The sequence below is a fragment of the Paraburkholderia sp. EB58 genome, from assembly GCF_050436665.1.
Lineage (GTDB): Bacteria > Pseudomonadota > Gammaproteobacteria > Burkholderiales > Burkholderiaceae > Paraburkholderia.
The window spans coordinates 22,198-47,142 of sequence record NZ_JBNDMQ010000017.1; the positions used below are offsets into that span (position 1 = coordinate 22,198).

Annotated in this window: 18 protein-coding genes; 13 read left to right on the plus strand and 5 right to left on the minus strand. The window is 61.6% G+C overall.

Going from position 1 to position 24,945, the window contains the following annotated elements; translation table 11 throughout:
- Window positions 1–274: 274 nt before the first annotated feature.
- Window positions 275–1,426, plus strand: coding sequence for a porin (locus P3T40_RS23835; RefSeq protein WP_429270167.1), 1,152 nt, complete (start codon window positions 275–277; stop codon window positions 1,424–1,426).
- A 55-nt stretch (window positions 1,427–1,481) separates the two neighbouring features.
- Here the strand turns inward: P3T40_RS23835 and P3T40_RS23840 are convergent, their stop codons facing one another.
- The gene (locus P3T40_RS23840) at window positions 1,482–2,174 is read right to left on the minus strand and encodes a Crp/Fnr family transcriptional regulator (protein ID WP_429270168.1); all 693 of its coding nucleotides are present in this window, start codon (window positions 2,172–2,174) and stop codon (window positions 1,482–1,484) included.
- A 489-nt stretch (window positions 2,175–2,663) separates the two neighbouring features.
- Here P3T40_RS23840 and P3T40_RS23845 point away from each other — a divergent pair, with 489 nt between their 5' ends.
- From P3T40_RS23845 to P3T40_RS23870, 6 genes are all read left to right on the plus strand, one after another.
- The gene (locus P3T40_RS23845; protein WP_429270169.1) at window positions 2,664–4,307 is read left to right on the plus strand and encodes a fatty acid--CoA ligase; all 1,644 of its coding nucleotides are present in this window, start codon (window positions 2,664–2,666) and stop codon (window positions 4,305–4,307) included.
- Between the two features lie 30 nt (window positions 4,308–4,337).
- Window positions 4,338–4,802: a MaoC family dehydratase gene (locus P3T40_RS23850; protein WP_429270170.1), complete on the plus strand. Its 465-nt coding sequence runs from the start codon at window positions 4,338–4,340 to the stop codon at window positions 4,800–4,802.
- Between the two features lie 152 nt (window positions 4,803–4,954).
- A complete protein-coding gene (locus P3T40_RS23855; protein WP_429270301.1) occupies window positions 4,955–6,589 on the plus strand; it encodes an alpha/beta fold hydrolase in 1,635 nt (544 codons plus the stop codon).
- A 58-nt stretch (window positions 6,590–6,647) separates the two neighbouring features.
- Window positions 6,648–7,070, plus strand: coding sequence for a phasin family protein (locus P3T40_RS23860; RefSeq protein WP_429270171.1), 423 nt, complete (start codon window positions 6,648–6,650; stop codon window positions 7,068–7,070).
- Between the two features lie 78 nt (window positions 7,071–7,148).
- Window positions 7,149–7,982, plus strand: a complete 834-nt coding sequence (gene phaZ / locus P3T40_RS23865) for a poly(3-hydroxyalkanoate) depolymerase (protein WP_429270172.1) — start codon at window positions 7,149–7,151, stop codon at window positions 7,980–7,982.
- Between the two features lie 92 nt (window positions 7,983–8,074).
- Window positions 8,075–9,277 (plus strand): DUF445 domain-containing protein, encoded by a 1,203-nt coding sequence (locus P3T40_RS23870; protein WP_429270173.1) that lies wholly within the window; start codon window positions 8,075–8,077, stop codon window positions 9,275–9,277.
- Window positions 9,278–9,331: 54 nt separating this feature from the next.
- Here the strand turns inward: P3T40_RS23870 and P3T40_RS23875 are convergent, their stop codons facing one another.
- On the minus strand, window positions 9,332–12,076 hold the full coding sequence (locus tag P3T40_RS23875) for a LuxR C-terminal-related transcriptional regulator (protein ID WP_429270174.1): 2,745 nt from the start codon (window positions 12,074–12,076) through the stop codon (window positions 9,332–9,334).
- Window positions 12,077–12,507: 431 nt separating this feature from the next.
- Between P3T40_RS23875 and P3T40_RS23880 the strand changes: the two genes are divergently transcribed.
- The 4 genes from P3T40_RS23880 to P3T40_RS23895 all read left to right on the plus strand — a co-directional run bounded on the left by P3T40_RS23880 (window position 12,508) and on the right by P3T40_RS23895 (window position 19,097).
- Window positions 12,508–14,298 (plus strand): acyl-CoA dehydrogenase C-terminal domain-containing protein, encoded by a 1,791-nt coding sequence (locus P3T40_RS23880; RefSeq protein ID WP_429270175.1) that lies wholly within the window; start codon window positions 12,508–12,510, stop codon window positions 14,296–14,298.
- Between the two features lie 93 nt (window positions 14,299–14,391).
- Complete coding sequence (locus P3T40_RS23885) at window positions 14,392–15,153, plus strand: OmpW/AlkL family protein (protein WP_429270176.1); 762 nt, start codon at window positions 14,392–14,394, stop codon at window positions 15,151–15,153.
- Between the two features lie 459 nt (window positions 15,154–15,612).
- Window positions 15,613–17,790 (plus strand): TonB-dependent siderophore receptor, encoded by a 2,178-nt coding sequence (locus tag P3T40_RS23890; protein ID WP_429270302.1) that lies wholly within the window; start codon window positions 15,613–15,615, stop codon window positions 17,788–17,790.
- Window positions 17,791–17,879: 89 nt separating this feature from the next.
- Window positions 17,880–19,097 carry a PepSY-associated TM helix domain-containing protein gene (locus P3T40_RS23895; RefSeq protein ID WP_429270177.1) on the plus strand — a complete coding sequence of 406 codons (1,218 nt, stop codon included), beginning with the start codon at window positions 17,880–17,882 and terminating at the stop codon, window positions 19,095–19,097.
- A gap of 156 nt (window positions 19,098–19,253) precedes the next feature.
- Here P3T40_RS23895 and P3T40_RS23900 read toward each other — a convergent pair whose 3' ends face one another.
- Entirely contained in the window at window positions 19,254–20,132 is an 879-nt protein-coding gene (locus P3T40_RS23900) for a LysR family transcriptional regulator (protein ID WP_429270178.1), read from the minus strand.
- 91 nt (window positions 20,133–20,223) lie between these two features.
- Between P3T40_RS23900 and P3T40_RS23905 the strand changes: the two genes are divergently transcribed.
- Both P3T40_RS23905 and P3T40_RS23910 read left to right on the plus strand, forming a co-directional pair.
- A complete protein-coding gene (locus tag P3T40_RS23905; RefSeq protein ID WP_429270179.1) occupies window positions 20,224–21,303 on the plus strand; it encodes a nitrilase-related carbon-nitrogen hydrolase in 1,080 nt (359 codons plus the stop codon).
- 111 nt (window positions 21,304–21,414) lie between these two features.
- A complete protein-coding gene (locus tag P3T40_RS23910) occupies window positions 21,415–21,876 on the plus strand; it encodes a hypothetical protein (RefSeq protein ID WP_429270180.1) in 462 nt (153 codons plus the stop codon).
- 13 nt (window positions 21,877–21,889) lie between these two features.
- On the opposite strand, the gene P3T40_RS23915 is transcribed toward P3T40_RS23910, so the two are convergent.
- Window positions 21,890–22,981: a phosphoserine transaminase gene (locus P3T40_RS23915; RefSeq protein WP_429270181.1), complete on the minus strand. Its 1,092-nt coding sequence runs from the start codon at window positions 22,979–22,981 to the stop codon at window positions 21,890–21,892.
- Window positions 22,982–24,346, minus strand: coding sequence for a hypothetical protein (locus P3T40_RS23920; RefSeq protein WP_429270182.1), 1,365 nt, complete (start codon window positions 24,344–24,346; stop codon window positions 22,982–22,984).
- Window positions 24,347–24,945: the final 599 nt, after the last annotated feature.

Here is a 24,945-nt window from a genome sequence, read left to right on the forward strand (position 1 = left end):
TGCTTGCGCGCCGCGCTTTGTCAGGCTCGTAGGGTAATCCCCCACGCCTCTTCAACGCGGCGGAATAAGGCGTGCCGCAGTGGTCGCCGAGTTCGCAGCGCGGAATGTAAATTTTCTGGCAGTTACGGTCGACGTTTCCGGGCACCGTGTGGTTGTGGGCACAACGTTACGCAACAAAGAAACGCGGTGCTCGTCGCCAGTTGGCGATACACAGTTTGTGGATGTGGTTCACATGGTTCGTAGTACGACATAATCATAATATTGGAGTTGATCAATGAGGAAGGCAAGGAGATTGGCTGGAAAAGAGTGGCATCGACGCAAGGCCGGCCTGTTGGCCGCCGTCGTGTCTACTGCGACGCTGTATTCCGTCTCAGCAGCGGCGCAGTCATCGGTCACGCTTTTCGGCCTCGTCGATGAGGGAATTCGCTACACGACGCATGCGGATCCGCAAGGTGATTCTCGCGTCCAGATGGCCAACGGCGGTAGCGAGAGTCTTTGGGGACTCAAGGGAGCGGAAGACATTGGCGGCGGAACGAAGGTTATCTTCGCGCTGGAGAATCGCTTTTTCCCGAACACCGGGGAGGTCGATCCGGCTTATCCGTTCTTCAATACGGCTTACGTTGGCCTGCAGTCGAGCAGTTACGGAAAACTGACAATGGGTCGGCAGATCAACCCGCTTGCCGACGCTGTTCTAAGCGCCTTCGTGACCAATGCATGGATGCCGACCTTCTACCAGTTCCGGCCGGAAGTCATGATGGCTCAGGGCGTCTGGACGAGCAACATGGTCAAATATGCCGCGCGATGGCAATACCTGACGGCTGAGCTGTCGTATGCGTTTGGCGGCAATGCAGGCGCGTTTGGTTCGGGCAGTCAGATTGGGGCGTCGCTTCTCTATCTGCCCGCCATACCGCTGCGTCTCGCTGCGGCGTACCTGGACTCGCGCGATGCCGTGAACACTTCCGCGCACCTCAAGTCATGGACGGCTGGCGGCTCCTATACCTTCGGCAGCACGACGGTCACGGCCGGCTGGGCCGAAAATCGGCAGGATGACGGGTTTGTCGGCAATTTCCCTAATGGTCCGTTCAGCCCGCCGGAATTGTCCGCGCTTGAATTCAATACGTTCAGTTCGCGGCGCATGTTTTACGGCGGCGTCACGCAGCTGCTAGGGGATGCAACCCACCTTTCTGCGAATGTGTGGCGCACGACCCAGACCGGGAAGACGGAAGCAGCCAACGGGAATTCGACGCAATTCCAGCTGGTCGCGGACTACAACTGGTCGAAACGCACAGATACCTATCTGGAAGCGGACTACTCGCTGTATCGCGGTGGCATGGTCGGCGCACAGTTCCAGGGGATCAACGCCCTGAGCTCGTCGTACACCACGACGCAGCTAGGCATCATGGCCGGCATACGGCATACGTTCTAGGCTGCAGGATAGGGCGACGAGGCCGGCGCGCGGCTCTAAAGCCCGGTGGGAGCGATCACGGATAGTCCTGGAAGGACGAGAGAATGTCTTTCGAACATATTTCGATTCGACCGTACCGGAGAGCGATCGCTCCTTTTTCGGCCAATACCTTGAGTTCGAGCGACAGCGTCTGGCGCGTGATGCCGAGCATCATGGCTAGGGTGTCCTGCGAGATGCTGACGTTCTGGCGGCTCTCTGGCCACGTGCTCACGTCGCCTGACGCGAGCAGCAGCAGGCGCCGGGCAACGCGTGCACGCGTCGAGTGGAGGGTGGCATCCTCGACCATGCGATAGAGCCAATTGAGGTGGATGGTCTGCAACTCGGCGATGGCCCGGAGGAAGGCCTGACTTTGCATCAGTTCGTCAAAGGCAGGTGTCCTGACCACGAAGACGGTCGATCGCTCGATCGCGACGACATCGCGCGCGCGTGGCTGGCGACTGGCCATGGAGGTTTGTCCGAACCAGTTGCCTGGTTCGAGGACGGCCAGGATTGCCTCTTTGCCGTCCTCGCGCAGCGTAAAGGCTTTGAGTCGGCCATTTTTGAGGCCACAGAAGCAGGTCGGCATATCGCCGCGGTGGAATAGATATTCGCCGGGCTGCAGCGTCACCAACTCGCTTCGCTGGACAAGCGCTTCCTGCTCGGCCGCAGGCAAAGAGCGGAACCAGTGGTTCGTCCGCATTTCTTCGGACGTGTCCGTCATGAATGCCATTATCGGGTTCGGGCTGCTGATCAAGAATATCAATGCATTTTATATGTGCGGAAAATCGCAACGCAAGCCAGGGCAAAGAGGGGGAGCCCTCGGCTAGCGGCAGCGACAGCTTGCCTTCACCGCCCCATACCTTGGTGATCCTCGTGTTGTCCATGATGGACATGACGAGCTCGTTGACCGCGGGTTTCCGTGTTGTCCAGCGGTATGACGCGGGAAATACCGCAGATTGACCACAGGACGACCGGCAATACCGAGCTTCGACGAAATCATTAACCCGGGTCTTGCAAGCGCCCGTCCCCCGGTTGTTTCCTCGGTACTCCCCCATTCAGGGGGTACTTCCCGAGCCCTGACCCTTGGATGATTGACCCAACGCGATACCACAGCAGGCCGGGAAAGACAAATAGACCTGCGTTTCGCCCGCAATCCACGTTTGCAGCCCAGATTTGCAACCCACGCTTGCAACTTATTCAGGAACTGAAGGAGACATAGATGCAGAACGCAGTCAACACGCTCGAATCCGACGCTTACGCCTATCCGCTGCTCATCAAGCAGCTGTTGCTCACACCGTTCGTTCAGGCGCAGGAAGAGGAGATCGTCTACCGCGATCAGGTCCGCATGACCTATTCGACGTTACGCGAACGTATCGCACGCCTTGCCAACGGTTTGAGCGAACTGGGTGTGAAGCACGGCACCACCGTCGGGGTGATGGATTGGGACAGCCACCGCTACCTCGAAAGCTATTTCGCCGTGCCGATGATGGGCGCTGTCCTGCAGACCGTGAATGTGCGTCTGTCGCCCGCAGAAATCGCCTACACGATCAATCACTCCGGCGCTGAAGTCCTGCTGGTTCACACTGATTTTCTGTCTGTCGTGGAATCGATCAAGGACAAACTGGAATCGGTGCGTACTTTCATCTGGATCGATGAACCGGACAGCGAAGCAGTCGAACACACAATTCCGTTTTCGACCGAATACGAGGCGATGCTGGCGGCGAGTAGCACGAGCTACGTGTTTCCGGATTTCGATGAGAACACGCGCGCAACGACTTTCTACACCACCGGCACGACCGGTCTTCCGAAGGGCGTCTACTTCACGCATCGGCAACTGGTTCTGCACACCCTCACCCTGATGGGCGCGCTGGCGAGCCCTGTTTCGGGACAGCGTTTCCATCGAGGCGACGTGTACATGCCGCTCACCCCGATGTTTCACGTCCACGCATGGGGCATGCCGTATATCGCCACGGTTCTGGGTGTGAAGCAGGTCTATCCCGGACGCTATCTGCCGGACCGGCTCGCGCGACTCGTGCGCGAAGAGGGCGTCACGTTCTCGCATTGTGTCGGCACGATCCTGCACATGCTGCTCTCGTGCGAGGAAGGGAAGGCGACTGACATGAGCGGATGGAAGATCGTCATCGGTGGCGGCGCGTTGCCGCAAGGCCTTGCCAAGGCGGCGGTGGACCGCGGCATCGATGTGTTCGTCGGTTACGGGATGTCGGAAACGTGCCCCGTACTCAGTCTCGCGCAACTTCCGCCCGGCGCCGAAAAGCTCGACGCCGACGAGCAGCTCCGCCTGCGCTGCAAGACCGGCCGCCCCGTTCCTCTCGTTGACCTGCGTGTCGTCGACGACAACATGGACGAGCTTGCCCACGACGGCAAAGCCACCGGCGAGCTCGTCGCGCGGGCACCGTGGCTTACGCAAGGCTATCTGAACAATCCCGACGCTTCGAAGCAGCTTTGGGCCGGCGGCTATCTGCATACGCAGGACATTGCCAATATCGATCCTACCGGCAACATCCAGATCACCGATCGTCTCAAGGACGTGATCAAGTCCGGCGGCGAGTGGGTGTCTTCGCTCGAGATTGAAAATCTGATCTCGCGCTACGACGGCGTTTCCGAAGTGGCCGTCATCGGCATCAAGGATGACAAATGGGGCGAGCGACCGGTGGCGCTGGTCGTGCTCAAGGAGGGATTCGCGGTCACGGAGGACGACATCAAGCAACACGTACTGTCGTTCAGCACATCCGGAAAGATATCCAGATACGCGGTGCCGCAGATCGTGAAGTTCGTCGATGGGCTGGCAAAAACGAGTGTCGGCAAGATCAACAAGAAGTGGCTGCGCGAGCAGTTCGCCTGATTGGCAAGCAAATTTCCAGGAGCGGAAGCGATGAGTTTGGAAAATTACAGCGTTGCCACCATCGGCGACTTCGTAGGGCGCGAGCTGGGCGTATCGAACTGGGTGGTGGTCGACCAGGCGCGTATCAATGCCTTCGCCGAGTGCACGGGCGACAAGCAATGGATTCACGTGGACGAGGAGCGGGCGAAGCGTGAGAGTCCGTTCGGCGGCACGATCGCACACGGCTATTTGACCCTGTCGTTGCTGGGTGGCTTCGCGATCGAGATCGGCGTCGTTCCCAAGGATGCTTCGGCGGGCCTCAACTACGGTCTGGACAAGGTGCGCTTCATGACGGCCGTCAAGGCAGGGGCGCGTGTGCGGAGTCGTGTCACGCTCGTCTCGGCGGAAAGCAAGGGCGGCGGCCGCGTCCTCATCAAGATCATGAACGAACTGCAGATCGATGGCGAAGACAAGCCGGCACTGATTGCAGAAACCCTCGCGATGCTGGTTGCGTGATTCCTGACGTTTGGCGAAGCGGAAGATATTCCTGAAGGAGCAGCAAAATGGCGGTAATCAAAGAAAGCCGGCAGCAGAGCGCGCAGCAAAGCCAGCAAGCAAGCCAACCAGGCGATAAGGTCGATGATCTCGCGGCGTCGGCTGCTGAGGGAATGCTGGGTCCCAATCCCTTTGTCGGCCTGCGGCCCTGCGACATCGTCGCAACCGCACAGAAAATCGGCGCTCAGGCATTGCGTCAACCTGGGTTGGCCATGGAGCAGGAAGCGGCTCTCGTTCGCGAGCTTTTCGGGCTGTTCTCGGGTAACGCGGAATCCACGCCCCCAAAGGGCGACAAACGCTTCACCGACGCCGCGTGGCAGAACAATTCGCTGTATCGCATGACACTGCAAGGCTACCTTGCGTGGCAACGTGCCCTTGCGGGTTTCGTCGAGCGCTCCGGGTTGGACCCCGCTAACAAGGAGCGTGCGCGCTTTGTGATGTCGCTCATAACGGACGCGGCGTCTCCGACGAACACGCTATTAGGCAATCCTGCGGCGCTCAAGAAGGTCATTGATACGGGTGGCGCCAGCCTGCTGGACGGCGCCAACAACATCATGATGGACCTGCTCAAAAATCAGGGCATGCCTGCGCAGGTCAACAAGACGGCTTTCGAGGTAGGCAAGAATCTGGGTACCTCCAAAGGCGCGGTCGTTTTCCGCAACGAAGTGCTGGAACTGATCCAGTACGCGCCGACGACGCAGCAGGTCCACAGCCGGCCGCAACTGATCGTGCCGCCGCAGATCAACAAGTTCTACATCTTCGATCTCTCCGAGGGCAAGAGCATCGTCGACTATCTGGTCAAAAACGAGCTTCAGGTGTTTGTCGTCAGCTGGCGCAATCCGACTGCGGCGCAAAGCCACTGGGATCTGGACACCTACGTCACCGCGCTCATGGAAGCCATTACGGCTGTGCGTGAGATCACCGGCTGCGACGACGTCAACCTGCATGGCGCCTGCTCGGGTGCGATGACCATCTCCGCCTTGCTTGGACATCTCGCGAGCAAGGGTGACAAGACAGTCAATGCCACCACGCTGATGGTCGCTGTACTCGACAACACCGCCGACTCGCAACTCGGCCTCTTTGCAACGCCTGAGGCGATTGCGGCGGCCAAGCAGCACAGCATTTCACGCGGCGTGCTGGCGGGCGAGGAAATGGGCCGGGTCTTCGCGTGGATGCGGCCCAACGATCTGGTGTGGAACTACTGGGTCAACAACTACCTGCTGGGCAATGCACCGCCCGCTTTTGACGTCCTGTACTGGAACAACGATACGACCCGGCTCCCGGCGAAGATGCATGGGCAATTGCTGGACATTTTTACGCAGAACCTCTTCAGCAAGCCGGGCGCGCTGACGGTGCTGGGCACGCCGATCGACCTGGCCGAGGTCAAGTGCGACAAGTATGTGGTGGCAGGCGTCACCGATCACATTACGCCGTGGAAGGGGGTGTACAACACCGCGACGACGTTTGGCGGCGATACCCGTTTCGTTCTGAGTTCGAGCGGTCATATCCAGAGCCTGATCAATCCGCCTGGCAATCCGAAGTCAAAGTACTACCTCAACCCCAAGTTGCCGGCTAGCGCCGAAGCGTGGCTTGATGGCGCAAAGGCTGAAGCGGACACGTGGTGGGGCAACTGGCGAGACTGGCTGGTGGCCCGGTCCGGCGAAAAGCGGGCAGCGCCTGCGGCCCTTGGCAGTCAACAGCACCCGGCCGGTGTGGAAGCACCCGGCACCTATGTTTCGGAAGCCTAACCGGCTTGACTGCCGGATAGCGAAAGCAATTTTTTTCAACTACTTTAACGGAGTCATCATGACAGCAACCAATCCCAGCAATATCTTTGGTGAATATACGAAGCTCATCACGCAGTTCAAGCTGCCGGGCGTCGACGTAGCCGCCATCCTCGAATCGCGCCGCAAGGACATTGAGGCGCTCGCCGAGGCGAACATGACGGCGCTCGCCGGTGTCCAGCAACTTGGTCAGAAGCAGGTAGATATCGCGCGTTCGACGATGACTGAACTCCAATCGCTCGTGACCCGTTTGAGGTCCCCCGGCAGCGAATCCGCTGTTGCAACGGGTGAAGGGGTGCAAAAGGCACTGCAAAAGGCATTCGTGGACATGCAGGAACTGGCTGACGCGGCGTATCGCGCTCAAACGGACAGTATTGCTGTCGTGACGAAGCGTTTTGCGGAGCATGTCGAGGAACTGAAAGCGCTTGTGCAGCCGAAGAAGTGATCTGGCGGGCGGGTGCGAGCCCGCCGTCATGAGCGAACCAAGCGAAGCGCAACGTCCACGCAACAGGGAACCAACCGGATGACCGAATTACAAACAAGCCCGGAGTTTGTCGACGCCATGCAAATCCAGACGATCGACCTGGACGGCCAGTTGCTGCGCGTCGCCGTCCGGCGTGGCAGCGACGCCTCGCCGCCGCTGCTCCTGTTCAATGGCATCGGTGCGAATCTCGAACTGGTTGAACCGTTCGTTGCGGCACTGGATGACGTCACCGTCATCATCTTTGACGTCCCCGGCGTAGGCGGCTCGCCCGCCCCTTTGATCCCGTACCGGTTTTCGACGCTTGCCGTCCTGTCCGACAAGCTCCTGACACGGCTGGGTTACACCGGCCCTGTCGACGTGCTCGGGGTATCGTGGGGTGGGGCGCTGGCCCAGCAGTTCGCGCACCTTTACCCCCAGCGTTGTCGCAGGCTGATTCTCGCGGCGACGTCGCCCGGGGTGATCATGGTGCCAGCGCGGCTGTCGGTACTTTCAAAACTGATCGGCCCACGACGGTATACTGATCCGGCGTACCTGCGGCAAATTGGGGCGGAGATATACGGCGGCGCGTACCGGCACGACGCCGCGCTGCTCGATGCACACACCCGCCATATCCAGCCGCCGCGCGGGCGTGGCTATCTGTATCAATTGCTGGCTGCATCGGGCTGGACCAGCTTGCCCTGGCTGGGCGGCCTTCGGCAAACGACGCTCGTCATGCATGGCAACGACGACCCGATCGTGCCGCTGACGAACGCAAAGATCCTTGCGGCCAGGATTCGAAACGCAACCCTGCACGTGATAGATGACGGCCATCTTTTTCTGATCACGCGGGCAACTGAGGTTGCTCCGGTGGTGAAGCGGTTCCTTCGGGAGTAGGCGAGTTGAGTTTTGTGACTGGGACAGACAGGAACGACGGAAGCGCGCAGGTTGACTCAACAACGGACGAGAAGCTCGTTCGGCTGAGGCGTATGCGCACGACGGCGACCTGTCTGCTCGCGGCGATGATCGTGCTGCTGGTTGTGTGCGTAGCCTGGCAGGCGGCGCATCCGTGGCTGCAGTGGCCGCGTGCGTTTGCCGAGGCGGGTACGGTCGGTGCGATTGCGGACTGGTATGCCGTAGTTGCGTTGTTCCGGCACCCGTGCGGAATCCCGATCCCGCACACGGCCATCATCCCCAAGAACCAGCAGCGCATCGCCGAGAGTCTGGGTAGCTTCATCGAGCAAAACTTCCTGACCCCCGAAGTCATCATCGGCCGACTGAGTGGCTTCAACGCGGCAGAAGCGCTGGCAGGATGGCTCGCAGTCCGTGAAAACAGCGCAGTGATCGCGGACGTAGTGGCGGGCTCGCTCCCCCGATTGCTTGAGGGTATCGACGAGACGGACGTTGAACACATTTTCAACCGGCTCGTGATACCGCGTTTGCGCACGCTGGACGTATCACGCGTCGCGAGCCAGGTCCTGGATATCCTCACCGAAGGCAACCGTCATCAGCCTCTACTAGATCGCGGACTGAGCGCCGTGGAAACGTGGTTGAGCGACAACGTGGACCTGATCAAGGCGAAGTTCAGCGAGGCGTCGAAATTCACACCCGCGCCGCTGGACGCCTATATCGTCAACAAGTTTGTCGAAGGCATCATCGCGCTCATTCATGAGGTCGTGGCGAATCCCGAGCATGAGCTTCGGCATCAGTTCGACGGCGCGGTGCAGGATCTATCCAATAACCTGCGGACGTCAGCGGTTTATCGCCGGTTTGGTCGAGTGTTGCTGCGCGACTGCATCCGGCATATCGAGGAAGGCGGCTATTACCGCGTCCTGCTCGATCATCTCCGTGCGCACGTACTTGCCGATCTAGGAAGCGGGCGCTCGGCGTTGCGCGACATGATCACCGGCACCTTCGTCTCCATCGGCAAAGGCGTGGCGAGTGAACCCTCCATTCAGCACAAGCTGAACGCATGGTGGCTCGATATTGCCGGCCTGCTCGTGCTGCGCCATCGTCATCAATTGTCGGGGCTGATCACCGACGTCGTGAAAGGCTGGGACGCGAAGGAGGTGAGCGGGAAGCTTGAGGCGGAGATAGGGCGGGACCTGCAGTACATCCGGATCAACGGTACGTTTGTCGGCGGCATGGCGGGCGTCCTGATACATGCCTGTGTATTTCTTATCGCGCGATAAGCCAGCATGGTGAGGCACCAGGTGGCCCAGATTCGGCCCGCGTAGCGCGGGTTGCTACCTGTGTTTAACCAGGCCGAGTGCCTGTGCGCGCGAGACAGCCTGGGCGCGTTTATCAACTTCGAGCTTGGTAAACACGCTCTTGATGTGGGACTTGACCGTTTCAGGTGTGATCCCGAGCGTACGCGCAATTTCCTTGTTCGACTGTCCCTGTGCGATCAACTCGACGATGCCGCGCTCCCGCGAGCTGAGGCGCTCCCGCTCGGCTTCCTGGGGGGGCTTGCTGTTGGGTTCGTGCTGTGCTCGCCAGCTATCCAGCAGACGGTCTAGCCACTTCACGATTACCTGCGCTTTGGCAGGGGTGGGGACGTTGTCGCGCGCCAGCTTCAGTAGCGGGCCGACCTCAGGCCCTTGATCGACGATGGACTGGCAGACACCTGCGGGTGCTGCGACCGTCGCAACCTCGTGGAATACCTCGAGCGCCCGTTCGCGCTCGCCTGCGTTCAGCCACGCCAGCGCGAGGAGGGTCCGTAGTCGTAGCGCGAGATAAGTTCCGTGGATGTGTTCGAGACGCTCCAGTGCGCCGCTCAGGATGACGACCGCCTCTTGTGTCTGCTGCCGTCGTATCGCCAGGTACGCAGCCCCGAGGTCCCGGTAGTTCTCGATCTCCGGCGACACCGGAGTGGACAACTGGCCATTTGATCCGGCCAACTGACGAAGTTGTGCGACGCACGCGCCCGCTTCAGCAAGCCTGCCTTCTGCAAGATTCAGCCGGGTTCTTTCTGCGAGCGCGGCGGCAACCAGCCGGTTCCATCCACGTGCCTGCCCCAGTGCCTGCCCACTATCGAGCAAGGCATACGCGTGCGCAAAATTGGAGCGCGCCACGGCGATTCGAACGAGTATGCGATAGCTGATCAGCACGCTGTCGAGAAATACGGCAAGTTCCATGACCGGCATCAGCTCGACGAGCAGCGCTTCAGCTTCGTCGAGGCGCCCTTGCTCATAAAGCAACTGGGCGATCATCGGGGCGCACAACGCCGCCGCTATCGAGTGCGAGCCTGAATGGTGCTCGGCGAGATCCATCGCTTCTTTGAACAGGCGCTCCGCAAGCGGAAAGTGCAGTTGCTGCATTTCCACATGGCCGAGCAGGCAAAGCCGATACACCGACGAGAATACGCTGCGCTGGTCTTCCGCGACGGAATCGGGAATCCACGGTGTGGCGTGAAGGGCTTCAAGATTGCCCGCTTTCCAGTGGCAAAAGCGGGCCACGTTCGAGACCGCATTGGTGGTCCAGGCATCGCGCGACGGTCGGCTCAGATAGTCTTGCGCGAGCGTGAGCGCCCTTTGCGGGTCATCCTGCAAGGCGGCAAGCGCCGAGCGAATGGCGACGCACTCCCTGCGGACGCGATCAGCGTCGCTACCCTTGCCGGCGGCATCGCGTTCGATCGAATCCAGCATCGGCACCGCGTCAGCGAAGCGCATGGCGAGGACCGTGCCCCAGGCCGTCGCAAGCGTGACGGTGACCTGTGCCCGCATCAGGTCAGCTGGGAATTGACGCTGCCAGCCGACCAGCGTGAGCAGATCGCCTGCCTTGAGGAGGGACATTGCGCAGTGTTCCATGAGGCGAAGGGCATCCCTCGTTGCGCCGGCCGCAATGGCATGCCTGACCGCGTCGGTCCACTGGCGCTGCGCCGCGTACCATTGCCACGCGTGGCGATGCAGTTCGGTGATTTCGTCGTGGTACCGGGCCTCCAGCCGCCGTTGCAGGTACTCGGCCATGAGCGGGTGATAGCGGAACCAGTGTCCTTCCAGGTCCAACGGCTCCAGCAGCAACTGGCGCGCGACAATGGCGTCCAGCATGAGCTGGCTGGTCTTCAGGCCGGTGAGCGCCTCACAAAGCGGTGCACTCAGGCGATCGAGTATCGCCGTACGCAGCATGAACTCGAGCATCGCAGAAGGTAAGGACTGCAGTATGTCTTCGAGGTAGTCTGCAAGCGGCCTCGATGCGCCGGTCGGAGCGCTTGCCCGCCAGCCTCGCGGGCGATCGTCCCGGGCCAGCACCGACGCGGAAATGCGCAGCGCGGCGGCCCAACCTTCGGTGGTCGCGAACAGCGATTTCACGTCCGTGGTGCGGAGCTTGCCAGGGCATTCGCGCTCGACGAAACGGCGCGTCTCGTCGAAGTTGAATCTCAGCGTCGACGCATCGATTTCCAACAGGTCGTTTCGCGCTCGCAGCTTCGCCGTGGGAAGCGGGGGATCGGTTCGGGTGCAAAGCACCACATGGACCTGCGAGGGCACATTGGCGATGAAGAGCGACATCGCCTCGTGAATCGGTGCCTCGCTGATCAGGTGGTAGTCGTCGATGAAAAGGTAGACCTCGTCGTCGACGTCGACAAGTTCGTTAATCAACGTCGCCGCGAGCGCATTCGCCGGCACAAACGACGCTTCCGCGGTCAAGCCGATCACTGAGACGCCTACGTTGGCGCACGCTTGCCGTAATGCATGCGCGAGGTGATTGAAGTATCGGCCGGGTTCGTCATCTTCGGCGTCGAGAGATAGCCAGGCGACCCGCGCGCTGCCCGCCGCGAGCACATTTAGCCAGCTGAGCGCGAGCGATGTCTTGCCGAATCCGGCGGGTGCCTTGATCACCGTCAGGCGCTTCGTTTCCGTCTGGGCGGCAAGAGCGGCAAGGCGCGGACGATCGATCAGGCCCGTGGGCAGGCGTGGCGGAAAGACCTTCGTTGCGAGGAACAGAGGTGGCCTGTTCGTGGGCGGCGTTTTTGTCGCTTCTATCACGTGCATCAACTGCTCCGGGCATACGGGTTGACCCTGGCTGCCATCCCCCGTCCACGCAATCGTGCTCCCCTCTACGGGGGATGTTGTGCGGTGCTGCGCTCGGACACTATGTATTCCAGCGAGGCGATCGCAGTTCTACAACCGGACAACTGCACGGACAACGGTGCTGGACAAGGGTGCGGCACGCCGGCCGGTCATGGGGGAATCGCCCCTCGGTGGGCGCCTCCTGAACCGGTGTTTTGTTCATCAAATGATACGCCCAACGACCTTGACGGAGGAGACATGTCTGCCGGATCGCATCGTATTGCGGCGCACAAACTGCAGACACTGATCTTTCAGAGCGCTGGTTATTCGATCGTCGGCGATTTTTTCAGGGGCTGGCCGGCGTTGTCCGGTGAACTGGACCCACTGCAACAAAACCCATACTGGAGATGATGATGAGCACCTATATGGCACCACTGCGCGACATGCGCTTCGTGATGACGGAACTGGCCGGGATTAGCGAGTTGTCAGCGCTGCCGGGCTTCGAGGAGGTGACGCCCGAACTCGCCGAGGCTGTGCTCGACGAGGCGGCGAAGCTCGCGACCGAAGTGCTGGCGCCGCTCAACAAGCCCGGTGACGAGCAGGGCGCACGCCTGACGAAGGACGGCGTGGTTGCAGCGGACGGTTTCGCGAAAGCCTACCGGCAGTTCGTCGCCGGCGGCTGGAGCGGTCTCTCCGGCGACCCGGAATTCGGCGGACAGGGATTGCCCGAGTTGCTGCAGGCGGCGACTGTCGAGATGTGGAACTCGTCCAACATGGCGTTCGCACTGTGTCCTCTGTTGACGGCGGGCGCCACCGAGGCGCTGAGACAGCACGGCTCGGAAGAGCTCAAGGGGCGCTATTTGCCCAATCTCGTCAGCGGCGAGTGGACGGGCACCATGAACCTGACCGAGCCGCAAGCGGGCTCGGATCTCGCCGCCGTGCGCACGAAGGCCGTACCCGAAGGCGACCACTACCGCCTCTTCGGCCAGAAGATTTTTATCACGTGGGGCGATCACGATATGACGGACAACGTCATTCATCTCGTCCTCGCACGCACGCCGGACGCGCCTGAGGGCGTGCGCGGCATATCGCTGTTTGTCGTGCCCAAGTTCCTGCTGAATGACGATGGCTCTATCGGGCAGCGCAACGACGTGCACTGTGCGTCCCTCGAACACAAGCTTGGCATTCACGCGAGTCCGACCTGCGTGATGAGCTTCGGTGATCAGGATGGGGCGATCGGTTATCTGGTAGGGCAGGAGAACAAGGGTCTCGCCCATATGTTCACGATGATGAACGAGGCACGCCAGAAGGTCGGTATTCAGGGGCTCGCGATGGCGGAGCGGGCTTATCAGCAGGCCCGCGAATACGCGAAGGAACGCGTCCAGGGGCGGCTCGCGGCGAGCAAATCGGGTGGCGCCGTAGCCATCATCCATCACCCGGATGTGCGGCGCATGTTGATGACGATGAAGTCCCAGGTCGAAGCGATGCGTGCTTTCGCGTACGTGATGGCGGCGGACATGGACCGCGCGCACCGTGACTCCGACGCCGCTGAACGCGCACGTCGCCAGACGCGTGTCGATCTGCTGATCCCCGTGTTGAAGGCATGGTGTACGGAGTTGGGCGTCGAGGTGGCGTCGACGGGCGTGCAGGTGCACGGCGGGATGGGCTACATCGAAGAGACGGGCGCATGCCAGTTCCTGCGCGACGCACGAATCGCGCCGATCTACGAGGGCACGACAGGCATCCAGGCTGCCGACCTCGCAGGCCGCAAGCTCGCGTCAGATCAAGGCGCGGCGATGATTGAACTGATTGCGCAGATGCGTCAGGACGCGGCGCAGCTGGTGGGCAGCACGGATACGCAAGTGGCGTCCATTGGCAAGGCGCTGGAGGCCGGCATCCAGGCGCTCGACGATGCCACCGCCTGGATGCTGCACGCATTGGCGACTCAGCCCGATGCCGCGCTTGCCGGTTCCGTCGACTATCTGATGCTCACCGGCTACGTGTGCGGCGGTTGGCAGATGGGGCGCGCAGCGCTTGCTGCATCAGGAAAGATCGCAGCGAATGAGGACCCGGACTTCCATCGCGCCAAGCTCGTCACTGCATGTTTCTACACCGACAAGGTCTTGCCCAAAGCGAATGCGCTTCTGGCGACAATCCGCAGCGGTGTATCGAGCGGGTCGAACCTGCCTATTGAACAGTTCTGAGCGGCGGCTCAGGAAAAAGCGTCGGTGCGACGATCAAGAAAAATCATCGACGCAAAATAATTGATATGGTATGCGAAATAAATAGGAGGAGACATGTTTAAAAAATCTGCATACCTTGCGCTATTGTTATCGGGCGCGATATGTACCAGTGCGATGGGGCAGAGCGCAGGCAGTCTCATCACCAGCGTAGGCGGGGCCTGGCTCGACTTTGGCCCATCTTCCGCAACCTCGTTGCAGAGCAGCTCCGCTTTGGGCACGTTCACGTCTTCGGGAACGGGTGGTCAGATACATAACACATTCACCTTAAAGCTCTCGACGACTTATTTTGTTACGGACCATATTGCGCTGGACCTGGCAACGGGCGTACCTCCCAAGCTCAAGCTTTATGCGCAGGGCAACGCCACACCATTCGGTGCCGGCGGGCCATCGCTCAATTTGGGAAATCTACAGCCGCTCGCCACCACCCGGTCGTGGGCACCCGTTCTTTTCCTGAAGTATTTCTTCTTCGACGCGCAGACGAAACTGCGCCCGTTCGTCGGTGTTGGTGCAAACTATACGTGGTACTCGCATACCGAACTCAATCCGACCTTCAGTGGGGCGTTGCAACAGATCGCAGGACCGGGCGGGCAGGTCAAGGCTTCGCTCAGTCCGTCATGGAACCCCGCGTTCGAGGCGGGCGTTTCTTACAATATCAGCAAGAACCTGTACGCGACTGCGTCGGTGACGTATCTGTCTCTCAAGACAAATGCGACGGTCAGCTCCGTGGCCGCCAATGGTCAGACGGTGTTGGCCAACAGGACGCACATTACGGCGGATCCGATCATTACTTTTATCGGGATTGGGTACCGGTTTTAACCCGTTGAAGTTGCCGTTCATGGGTGTCGCAGATTCGTTCGTGCATCGTCGTTGCTGGGTTTGATCGCAGCGTGGTGCAGCGGGGGGTTGTCCTTTTCTTTGCCGCCGGTTTCCGCGTGCGCCATCGTTTTGTTTAAAGAGGCAGTCTCGGTGTCACCATCGGCGTCAAAGCGTCGTGCCTCTGCTTCTACACTTGCCGCGAAGGCGAAACCTACCGCTGAGTTCAGCCCGCAAGCCGGCCGTAGTAGCCACCCCCGTACTAGACCTACCCCCGCTGTAATCCTCCCACGCTTCCGAAAGCTTCCCGCAAGAATTTTCTTGCAGATGCGAATGACTCGCATTATGATTCGCATTCTGTATTGAACCTTTCACTTAACAACGATCCGCTACGAGCGCTCCCGTCCCGTGCAGACCTTGCTGCACGGGCGTTTGCCTGCGCCTGCGCTCAATCAGAACAACATGCAGAATCCGTTTTCCATCCGCCGCCTGGCGTTTGCCCGCGGCACGACCCGTACTCCCTCGCTTCTCAGTGCCGCGCTTCTGGCAAGCGCCGGCCTCTCGCTCTCCACGCTGTCGACGCCCGGCTGGGCGCAAGCCGCCGCGACCGATGCGGTTACGTTGCCCGCTGTTAGCGTCACCGCATCGGCTGCTGACGCGGCCACGCAAACCGATCAGGTCAGCGCCGGCGCGCTCGGTTCACGCAAGCAGGTCGACACGCCTTTCTCGACCCACGTCGTATCGAGCGAGGAGGCGGACGATCTGATGGCATCGACGGCCAACGATCTGTTCCAGTACGATCCGGCGGCAGCCGTTAGCAGCAGCAACCGGGTCAGCGAAAACTCGATGTTTACCGTGCGCGGCATGCCGGTCGACACGCTGAACGGCATCAAGGTCGACGGTCAGAGTTTCCCCTCGTGGGACACGGATCTCCCGCTCGAGCCGTTCGAACAGGTGCAATTGCTCAAAGGGCTGTCGGGCTTCATGTATGGCTTCGGCTCACCGGGCGGTATCGTCAACTACGTCCTGAAGCGCCCAACCGACGATCCGTACCGGAGCATTTCGGTCGGCTACGAGTCGGCGGGCGTGTTCAGCGAGAGGGTCGATCTGGGCGGCCGCTTCGGCAACGACAACCGCTTTGGCTACCGCCTGAACCTGGTGAACGAAGACGGCAATACCGAGGAGCCCAACGGTCATGTGCGCCGCCAGGTAGCGTCGCTGGCGTTCGACTTCCGCATCACGCCGGACCTGACCTGGAGCGCCGACGCGTTCTATCAGAAGCGCAAGACCAACGGCACGCTGTTCGGCCTGATGTTCGGTACGGGATTGGGCATTCCCGATGCGAGCTCGATCAACCGCGACCTCACGCAGCCGCAGAATTACTACGAGACGGAGATGGCTTCGTTCGGCACGGGCCTCGACTACCGTCTCTCCGAGAACTGGCACGCGAGCCTGAAATACCGCTTTGCCAAGGAAAATCGCACCAACTCGGATAGCCTGATCTTCGTAAACGACAGCGCCGGTGACTATTCGAACACGCTTTATGCCGCGTTGACGCGCTACTTCTACCAGAACGTCGATGCGATGGTGCAGGGCCAGTTCAATACCGGCAGTATCAAGCATGACGTTGTGATCGGGGCAGGCTTCCAGTCGCAGACCAGCGAGTACGACAACAGTGAAGGCTGGAACGAAGGCTACAGCCTCGGCACCGGCAATCTGTATGGCAGCAGCCTGCTCACCAATGCAGACGTCGGCATTGGCGAGAATCTGTACCGGCAGTCGCGTACCACTCAGGCTGCCTTGTACGCAAGCGATACCGTGCAGTTCACCTCGCGCTTCTCGGCGTTGCTGGGCCTGCGCTACACGCAGTTCCGTCAGGACGTCTACGCTCCGAGCAGCGCCGTCACCTCGCAATACAGCGCGGATCCGGTCACGCCGACTGTAGCGCTGATGTTCAAAACTGATCCGTACTCCACACTTTATGCGAGCTATGTCGAGTCGCTGGAGCAGGGCGGTTCGGCATCGAACACCAACCTCAATTATCCGGCCACGTACGGGCCGCTGCGCAGCAAGCAGTACGAGATTGGCTTCAAAACGGATCACCGGAAGTGGGGCGCCAATGTGGCGCTGTTCCGTGTCGACCAGGGCTACAACTACACCAACACCGAGAACGTCTTCGTGCAGGACGGCACCAAGCGCTACACCGGCGTCGATGCGAGCGGCTGGCTCGCGCTGACAAACGAGTGGCGCGTGCTCGGCGGCGTGATGTGGCTCGATACGAAGGCGGTGGATATCGAGGACCCGAGCATCGAAGGCAAGCGCATCTACGGCGCGCCGCGCTTCACGGTGACCGGCCGCGTCGAATACAACCCGTCTTACCTGCGCCCGCTCACGCTGGCCTTTGGCGGCAAGTATGTTGGCAACGAAGCGGTAGATGCGGCCAATACACAGTTCGTGCCGTCGTATGTGACGTATGACCTGAGCGGCAAGTACGAAACGCGCATTGCCGGCAAGGACGTGACGCTGCGTGCGGGGATCAACAACCTGTTCAACCGTCGCTACTGGACCACTGCGTGGGGCTATTACGTCTCGCCTTCGCCGACGCGCACCGCTGTGGCGAGTGCGACGATGCAGTTCTGAATGCGGCCCGCTCGCGTTTTGCAACGCGCGGCCCTCGGGGCCCTGCCGCAGCCGATGCGAGGGGCCCGCACGCGTTCGACGCTGCGCCTATGAGATCGATCCTTGTCCGCCTGCATCGCTGGTTCGGAATTGGCACAGCGCTCTTCCTGTTCGTTTCCGGTCTCACGGGCGCGATCATCGCGTGGAATCAGGAACTGGACGCGCTACTGAATCCTGAGTTCTACTACGCGCGTTCCACGGCACCCGCGCTCACGGCACTCGAACTCGCCAACCGGGTCGAGGCGGCAGACCCGCGTCTGCATGTGACCTACCTGCCGCTGGGCATCGTGCCGGGCCGAACCCTGCAAATGCGTGTGCAAGGCCGGCCCGATCCGGCTACCGGCAAGCCTTATGTGCTGGACTTCAATCAGATCGCGGTCGATCCCGGCACCGGGACCATCCAGGGGCGCCGCGACTGGGGCGCCTTGTCGCTCAAGCGGCTCAATCTGATGCCGTTCCTCTATCAGTTTCACTACACGCTTTATTTGCCGACCACAGGCAGCGGTATCGCGATCGGCGTTTGGCTGTTGGGCATCGTCGCGATCGTCTGGTTGTTCGATAGTGTGATTGCGCTGGTGCTGGCGTTTCCGAGCTTCAAGACGTGGCGTAAGTCGTTCGCGTTTCGTCTGCGCCGCGGCGGCTATACGCTCGCATTCGACCTGCATCGCTCGGGTGGCGTATGGGTTTGGGGCCTCCTGTGCGTGATTGCGTTGACGTCGATCTCGATGAACCTCGAGCGCCCCGTGATGCGTCCCATCGTGTCGCTGTTTTCGAGCTTGGCGCCCGAACCTGAGAGCAACCCCGAGTTGCAGTCGACCCAACCGGCCGGCACCGCCATGTTGAGTCGCGAGCGCATCGTCGAGCTGGCGACCGCTGCGGGACATAGGATGAAGTTGAATGCCGAACCCGGCGCGACGTTTGAAATCGCTTCGCTTCGTCTATACGGGGTGGGCTATTTTGAACCGGGCGGTCTTTACGCCGACGGCCGTCTTGGCAATGCCTGGACCTACTGGGATGCAAGGACCGGGCGCGAGATGGGCGGCACGGTGCCGGGGCACGGTACGGCTGGCGATATCTTCCTGCAGGCCCAATTCCCATTGCATTCGGGACGACTCTTCGGGCTGCCGGGCCGTATCCTCGTCAGCTTTATGGGTGTGATGGTGGCACTGTTGAGCGCGACCGGCCTCGTCATCTGGTTCAAGAAGCTCAAGGCGCGGCGCAGTGCCTCGCGGCGGGTGAAGGCCGGCAAGTCGGCGTTGATTCAATAGTTTTCTGCTTGCCGGTGCGCGTGGCGTAACTCGCTTGCCCCGTTTGCCTTGCTCATCCGGCTCGCGCTACGTTATTCGCGTCGCTGGACCTCGCGGTGGGCTGACCGCGCCGACCGTTTCATCCGGCTTAGCTGCCTTGTCACGCGCGTAGTATTTTTACGCCGGATATTTGACCGTCGCCCGCACGAATTCAACGAACCGGGTTACCACGGCATCATCCCGTCCGAGCTGCCACGTCAACCCAACTTGCCATTGCGCGGCGGGATTGCGTAATGGCAGCACGCGCGCATCGCGCAGCAGGTACTGCGTGCGCGAGGGCAGAAACGCCGAGCCGACGCCTGCCGCAACGGCAGCGAGGACCGACTGGATGTCGTCGACCTGCTGGATCACGCGCGGCACAAAGCCATGCTCGCCACACCAGCGATCGATCTGCGCAGCCAGCCCCGGCCCTCGTCCACGTGCGAGACCAATAAACCCCAGTTCGTTCAATTCGTTCAGATTGGCCGGTGTGCGTTTCCAGCGCGCGTGTTGCGGCACAGCCAGTGCCAACGCTTCGTCCAGCACCGGAAACGCCTCCAGCCCGGCGTCCGCTGGCAAACGCAGGAATCCGACATCCAGCTTGCCGGCGAGCAAGCGCCGGCTTTGCTCCGCCGACGACAGGTCGTTCAGCGTGACGCTCACGTTCGGATGGCGTCGGCGGAACTCCGCAATCAGTTGCGGCGCGAGTGTCAGGGTCGAGAGTCCGAGCCCGACCCGCAAAAAACCGCGCTTGCCGCTGCTCGCCTCGCGCGCACGCGCATGAATCTCGTCCGCGTCCCGCACCAGCGCCTGCGCGTCGGCAAGAAACCCTGAGCCGAAGGTGGTGAGTTCCGCGCCGTGCCGGCCGCGCTCGAAGAGCCGCGCGCCGAGACTCTCTTCCAGCGCAACGATCTGCTTGCTGAGGGCCGGCTGACTGACGTTCAGCGCTTCGGCCGCGTGGCCGAAGTGCCGCAGCTCAGCGACGGCCAGGAAGGCACGCAGGAGTTTGAGTTCCATTCCAAAAGGTAATCGAACATATCGGAATATTCATTTTACTTATCGAATGCCCAGCGGTCCAATGGAGTTGTCCTGTTCATCACGCCGCGAGATGTCATCCATGTCAGTTCCCACGCTTCGCGTTGCATCCATTCCGTTGCGATCCCGTCGCGGCGAGGCCATGCAGAATGTCGCGCATATCGCGCAGTGGCTTGCGCTGAGCGCTCGCGAGGCGATCGGCCTCGTCGTTTTTCCGGAGACCTGTCTTGCCGGCTATGGCAGCCTTGTGAAACTGCATCGCGATGAACTCGAAGCGCTTGCTGAACCGCTCGACGGGCCTTCGCTCGGCGCGGTAGCGGATGCCGTCGAGCGCACGGGTGTCGGCGCTGGCGTGGGCCTGATCGAGCGTGCGCCGGATGGACGCCTCTTTAATAGCTACGTGGTGTGCATGCCCGGCGGAATCCGGCATTGCCACCGTAAGCTGCATGCATTCGAGCATCGGCGCATTGTGAGCGGCGACCGCTTCACGGTGTTCGATACCGTGTGGGGCGTTCGAATCGGAGTCCTGATCGGTGGCGACGCCTATCTGGTTGAGAACGTGCGTATGACGGCACTCATGGGGGCGACGCTGCTCGTCGTTCCGCATCGAAGTTATGCCACGCAGCGCGGCGGTGGACGGGCGATGCAACCGGTGTCCGCCGAACAATGGCAAAGGCGCGACAGCGCGGCTGGCGGAGTAACCGGGCTTGCTACTCGTGGCGGCACAGCGGTGGGTGAAGTGGGTGCAGTGGACGGACGCGCGGATGGCAACGCAGCGGCTTGGCTGCGTGCCTGGCTGCCCGCTCGGGCAGCCGATAACGGTATGTTCGTCGTACTGAGCGATGGACTGGACGCTGTCAGCGAGGGGGCTGGCTCAGGCGCCGCCATGATCGTCGATCCGTGCGGCCGTATTCTGGCCGAAAGCGCCGGCGCGGGAGGTGAGGAAAGCGCCATCGTTTCGGCAGGCATTGACCCGCATCTGATCGATACCAGCGCGGGTCGTCAATGGCTCAAGGCTCGTCGCCCGGATCTGTACGCGCCGCTCGGTCGAGCGGACCATCAGGCGGCGAGCTTCGAACCGCGCGCCGTCTCCGCACGCGGTTCGATTGCTCTCAGTTTCGCTCAGGTCTCGCGCAACCGGCTGCCACGCTAGCGTCCCCTCGAGCGAAAACGAGGCACAGTCCCCACTACCATCCTTACAACTGCACCCGGGTCTGGCACACGTCTATAATCTCCCTCGAATTCGACTCGGGACATTCAACCAGTGAAAACGATTATTGCCGTCGCGCTCACCGCGCTCGCCCTCACGGCCTGTGCTTCGTCCTACGACAAAGAGACGCAACGAGACCACGACTTCACCCGCTCCGAGCGCCTTCTCGATGCGGCACAAACGAATGCCACGGTGAACTGCCACGATGCGGCGCAATGCGATGAGGCGTGGCAGTGGACCAAGACCTACGTGGGCCAGCGCTCGGAAGAGCCGGTGACTCGCGCGGACGCGCTCGCTATCGAGTCCGACGTACCGGGCAGTTCGGGTCACGCCACCTATTCGGCCACACGGGTGGCGAAGGGTGGCGGCGCGACGATCACCTTATATGCGCAGTGCAAGGGCATGTACGGCCCGGACCATTCGATGGGCTCGGACTACGACGAGTGCGTGAAGAAGATCTCGACGACGCAGAACGGCTTCGCACTGTTCCTGCAACAGCACGTTAGCGCCAATTGACGGCACGTGCTGTTTAACCTTCCCGGCGGCGAAACTCGCCCAGCCATTCCGACAGGGCGGTGACCGCGTCCAGCGTCACCGCGTTGTACAGCGAAGCACGCAGGCCGCCGATCGAGCGGTGGCCTTCGAGGCCATGAAAACCCTCCCGCCGCGCGGCCTCCAGCAGGCAAGCCTCCATCTGCGGCTCGGGCAGGCGGAACGCCACGTTCATCGTCGAGCGGCAAGACGGTGCGCTGTGCACGTGATAGAAGCCGCGGGCCGCATCGAGCGCACGGTATAGCACTTCCGATTTAGCGCGGTTGATCGCGGCCATCGCCTGCACACCGCCGACTTCATCGCGCAGCCAGCGCGTCACCAGCATCAGCACGTAGATGGCGAACACCGGGGGCGTGTTGTAGACCGAGCGCGCGTCGATATGGGTGCGGTAGTCGAGCAGCGTCGGCAAGCCGGTTGTCGCTCGCCTGGCGAACTCATCGCGCAGGATGACGACGGTGACGCCGGCCGGTCCGAGGTTCTTCTGCGCGTGCGCGTAGATCATCGCGTAGCGTTCGATGTCGATCGGCGCAGCCAGCAAATTGGACGACATGTCGCAGACGAGCGGCACATCGGGTAAGCCTGGTGTGTCGGCGAATTCGAGTCCTTCCACCGTCTCGTTGGACACGTAATGCAGATAGGCCGCCTCTGGCGAGAGCTTTAGTTCGTCCGCAGACGGCAACTGTCGGAAGCCGTCGGCACGGCCGTCCCATATGACGCGCGTGTCGCCCTCGAACCGCGCCTCGACCGGCGCCTTGGCGCTCCAGTAGCCCGACACGATGTATTCGGCGTGACGGCGGCTCGCGCGCAGGAAATTCATCGGCAACATCGAGAATTGCAGGCTGCTGCCGCCCTGCATGAACAGCACGTGGTAGCCGGCAGGAATACCGAGCAGCGCGCGCAGATTGCGCTCGGCTTCATCGAGTACGCCGCGGAACCAGTCCGAGCGGTGGCTCATGCCCAGCACCGACAGACCGGTCTCAGGCAGCGCTTCGATGGCGTCACGCGTTTGGCGCAACACGGAGGCCGGCAAGGCGCCTGGGCCGCCGGAAAAATTCATAGGTTCGTTCATTCAAGCCGCCGTGCGACGCTGCATCAACCGTTCGAACGCGTCGACGATATGTTGGACAAAAGGATTCTTGTGGGCCATCGTACCCGAGCTCCGCTCGTAGTGGGCGAGCATGGTCGCGTTGGCCTCGAAGACGAAGACCTGCCCGTCGGGCAGCACAGTGAAGTCGATACCACCGTAATCGAGATCGAGCCGGCGGCCGATGGCGATGATCGCCTGCAACGCCCGCTCGCCCAGCGCGGTGGCAGGGTCCTGCAGGAAACGCCGCTCCTCGTCGAGCTTCCAGGCGTGGCCTTCCATCTCGGCAGAGAAGTAGTGGACCATCCAGTGCGGCGAGATGGCCAGGTGATACGGAAACGGTTCGCGGTCGACGAAAATCATCCGGTACTTGCGGTAGTAACCGTCTGCGGAGCGATAGTCGCGAAACGCGGTCAGATATTGCGGACCCTGGCTTTCGCGTAGCCGTGTTTCCAGCGCAGTGACGCTCTCGCAGTGAACCAGCCCTTCGCCGCCGTGAGTGGCCGCAGGCCGGACCAATAAAGGCAGTGCGAGGCCGCTGTCGTGTAGCAGGCCGGCAAGCGCAGCAGGCGAGGAAGGCGCGCTATCGATACGGATGCACTGCGCGACTTGCACGTCGTGCAGATCGCCGAGCAACTGGGGGATGCGGTCCCGTGCCGTCCGCTCGATCGCTGCAGGAGGATTGAGCAGCGGGCGCTTGTCGTAAGTAGCGAGGTGTGACATGAAGCGAGCAAGGCGCCCGGCGAGCGGCGCCGCGACATCCGGTTCGCCGATTGCATTGAACACGAGATCGAACGGCGGAAGCTGCGTGTCTTCTGCGCCAGCGGCGTAGTCGATGGCGTATTTGATCCGACAGTTGATGGCGCCGGGCAAGAGCGCTTCGAACGGCACGTTGCCCGAGGCGCGCGCCGCGCACAGCACCAGCACCCGGCGCGCCTGGCCAGGCGCCTGTTCGACAAATACGCGCTGGATGCGATAGGCGCGCTCGCGATACGTGTCCGCCTTTGCGGTACGTCCCGCCCCGGCGTGGATCGCGGCGAGATTCTGGCAGGCAATCGCGACGTTCGGGTCGAGCGTGAGGACGAGTTGATACCAACTGGCGGCGATGTCGTGATCGCCTTTCATGAAGTAACCGGTGGCGACGTCGCACAGGTTCGATGCGCTGGCTTCCGCGGAGCCGCTCGCGTACGCGTCGAGCGTGTGGGCGGCGATCAGATGGGCGACGGCGCCGAGCTCGTCGCTGGCGGCACGCCTTGCGTCGGCGAGCGCGCGATGTTGCGCCGGGTCGAGCGGGAAGGTACGCGTTGTGTCGGCTGACGGCGCGGCTGAGTGATCTGTATCTCGAGTCATATTCCTGCGGGATGTGCGTCGTGGCGATGCGCCAGCGCGCGACCGAAGGATAGTGGGCGCGCGCGAGATCCAGATTACAGCCGTTCGCGCGCCCGTTACAGAAGTTTACGCGGGGCTCAGGTATGGGCTCAAAAGCGCATGCCCGTTGAGCAGCCTCCCGCGAGCGCACCGCCGCTGCCACCGGCGGCGCCGCAGAACACGCCGCATCCGGAGAGTGCTGCGGACAGCACTACGCCCGCGAACACGGCGCGTGCGAGAGACCGTCCGCTCCGACTGCCGGCAAGCTTGGCGGCTGCGACATCGCGTTTGCTGGATGACAAAGGTTGGGGCGGGGCGTTAGACGAACAGATCATGCTGGATGGGCTGGGCACGAGGTTAACACGCATAAGAAAGCTCAACGCAGAAGTAAAAGGTAGGGTGGCCGTCGCCAGCGAAAGCAGATCGTAATGTGTGACCTGCGAGGCAGCCGGGAGAGACACGACCCTAACGCGGCACCCTGCGCCCTCAAATACGCAGAATCCGAAAATCAGAGGGGATCGTCAGTTGCCAGCCGAGCCTTACACCTGGCTCCCTGATAGAATGCGTGAGCCGCAACGTAG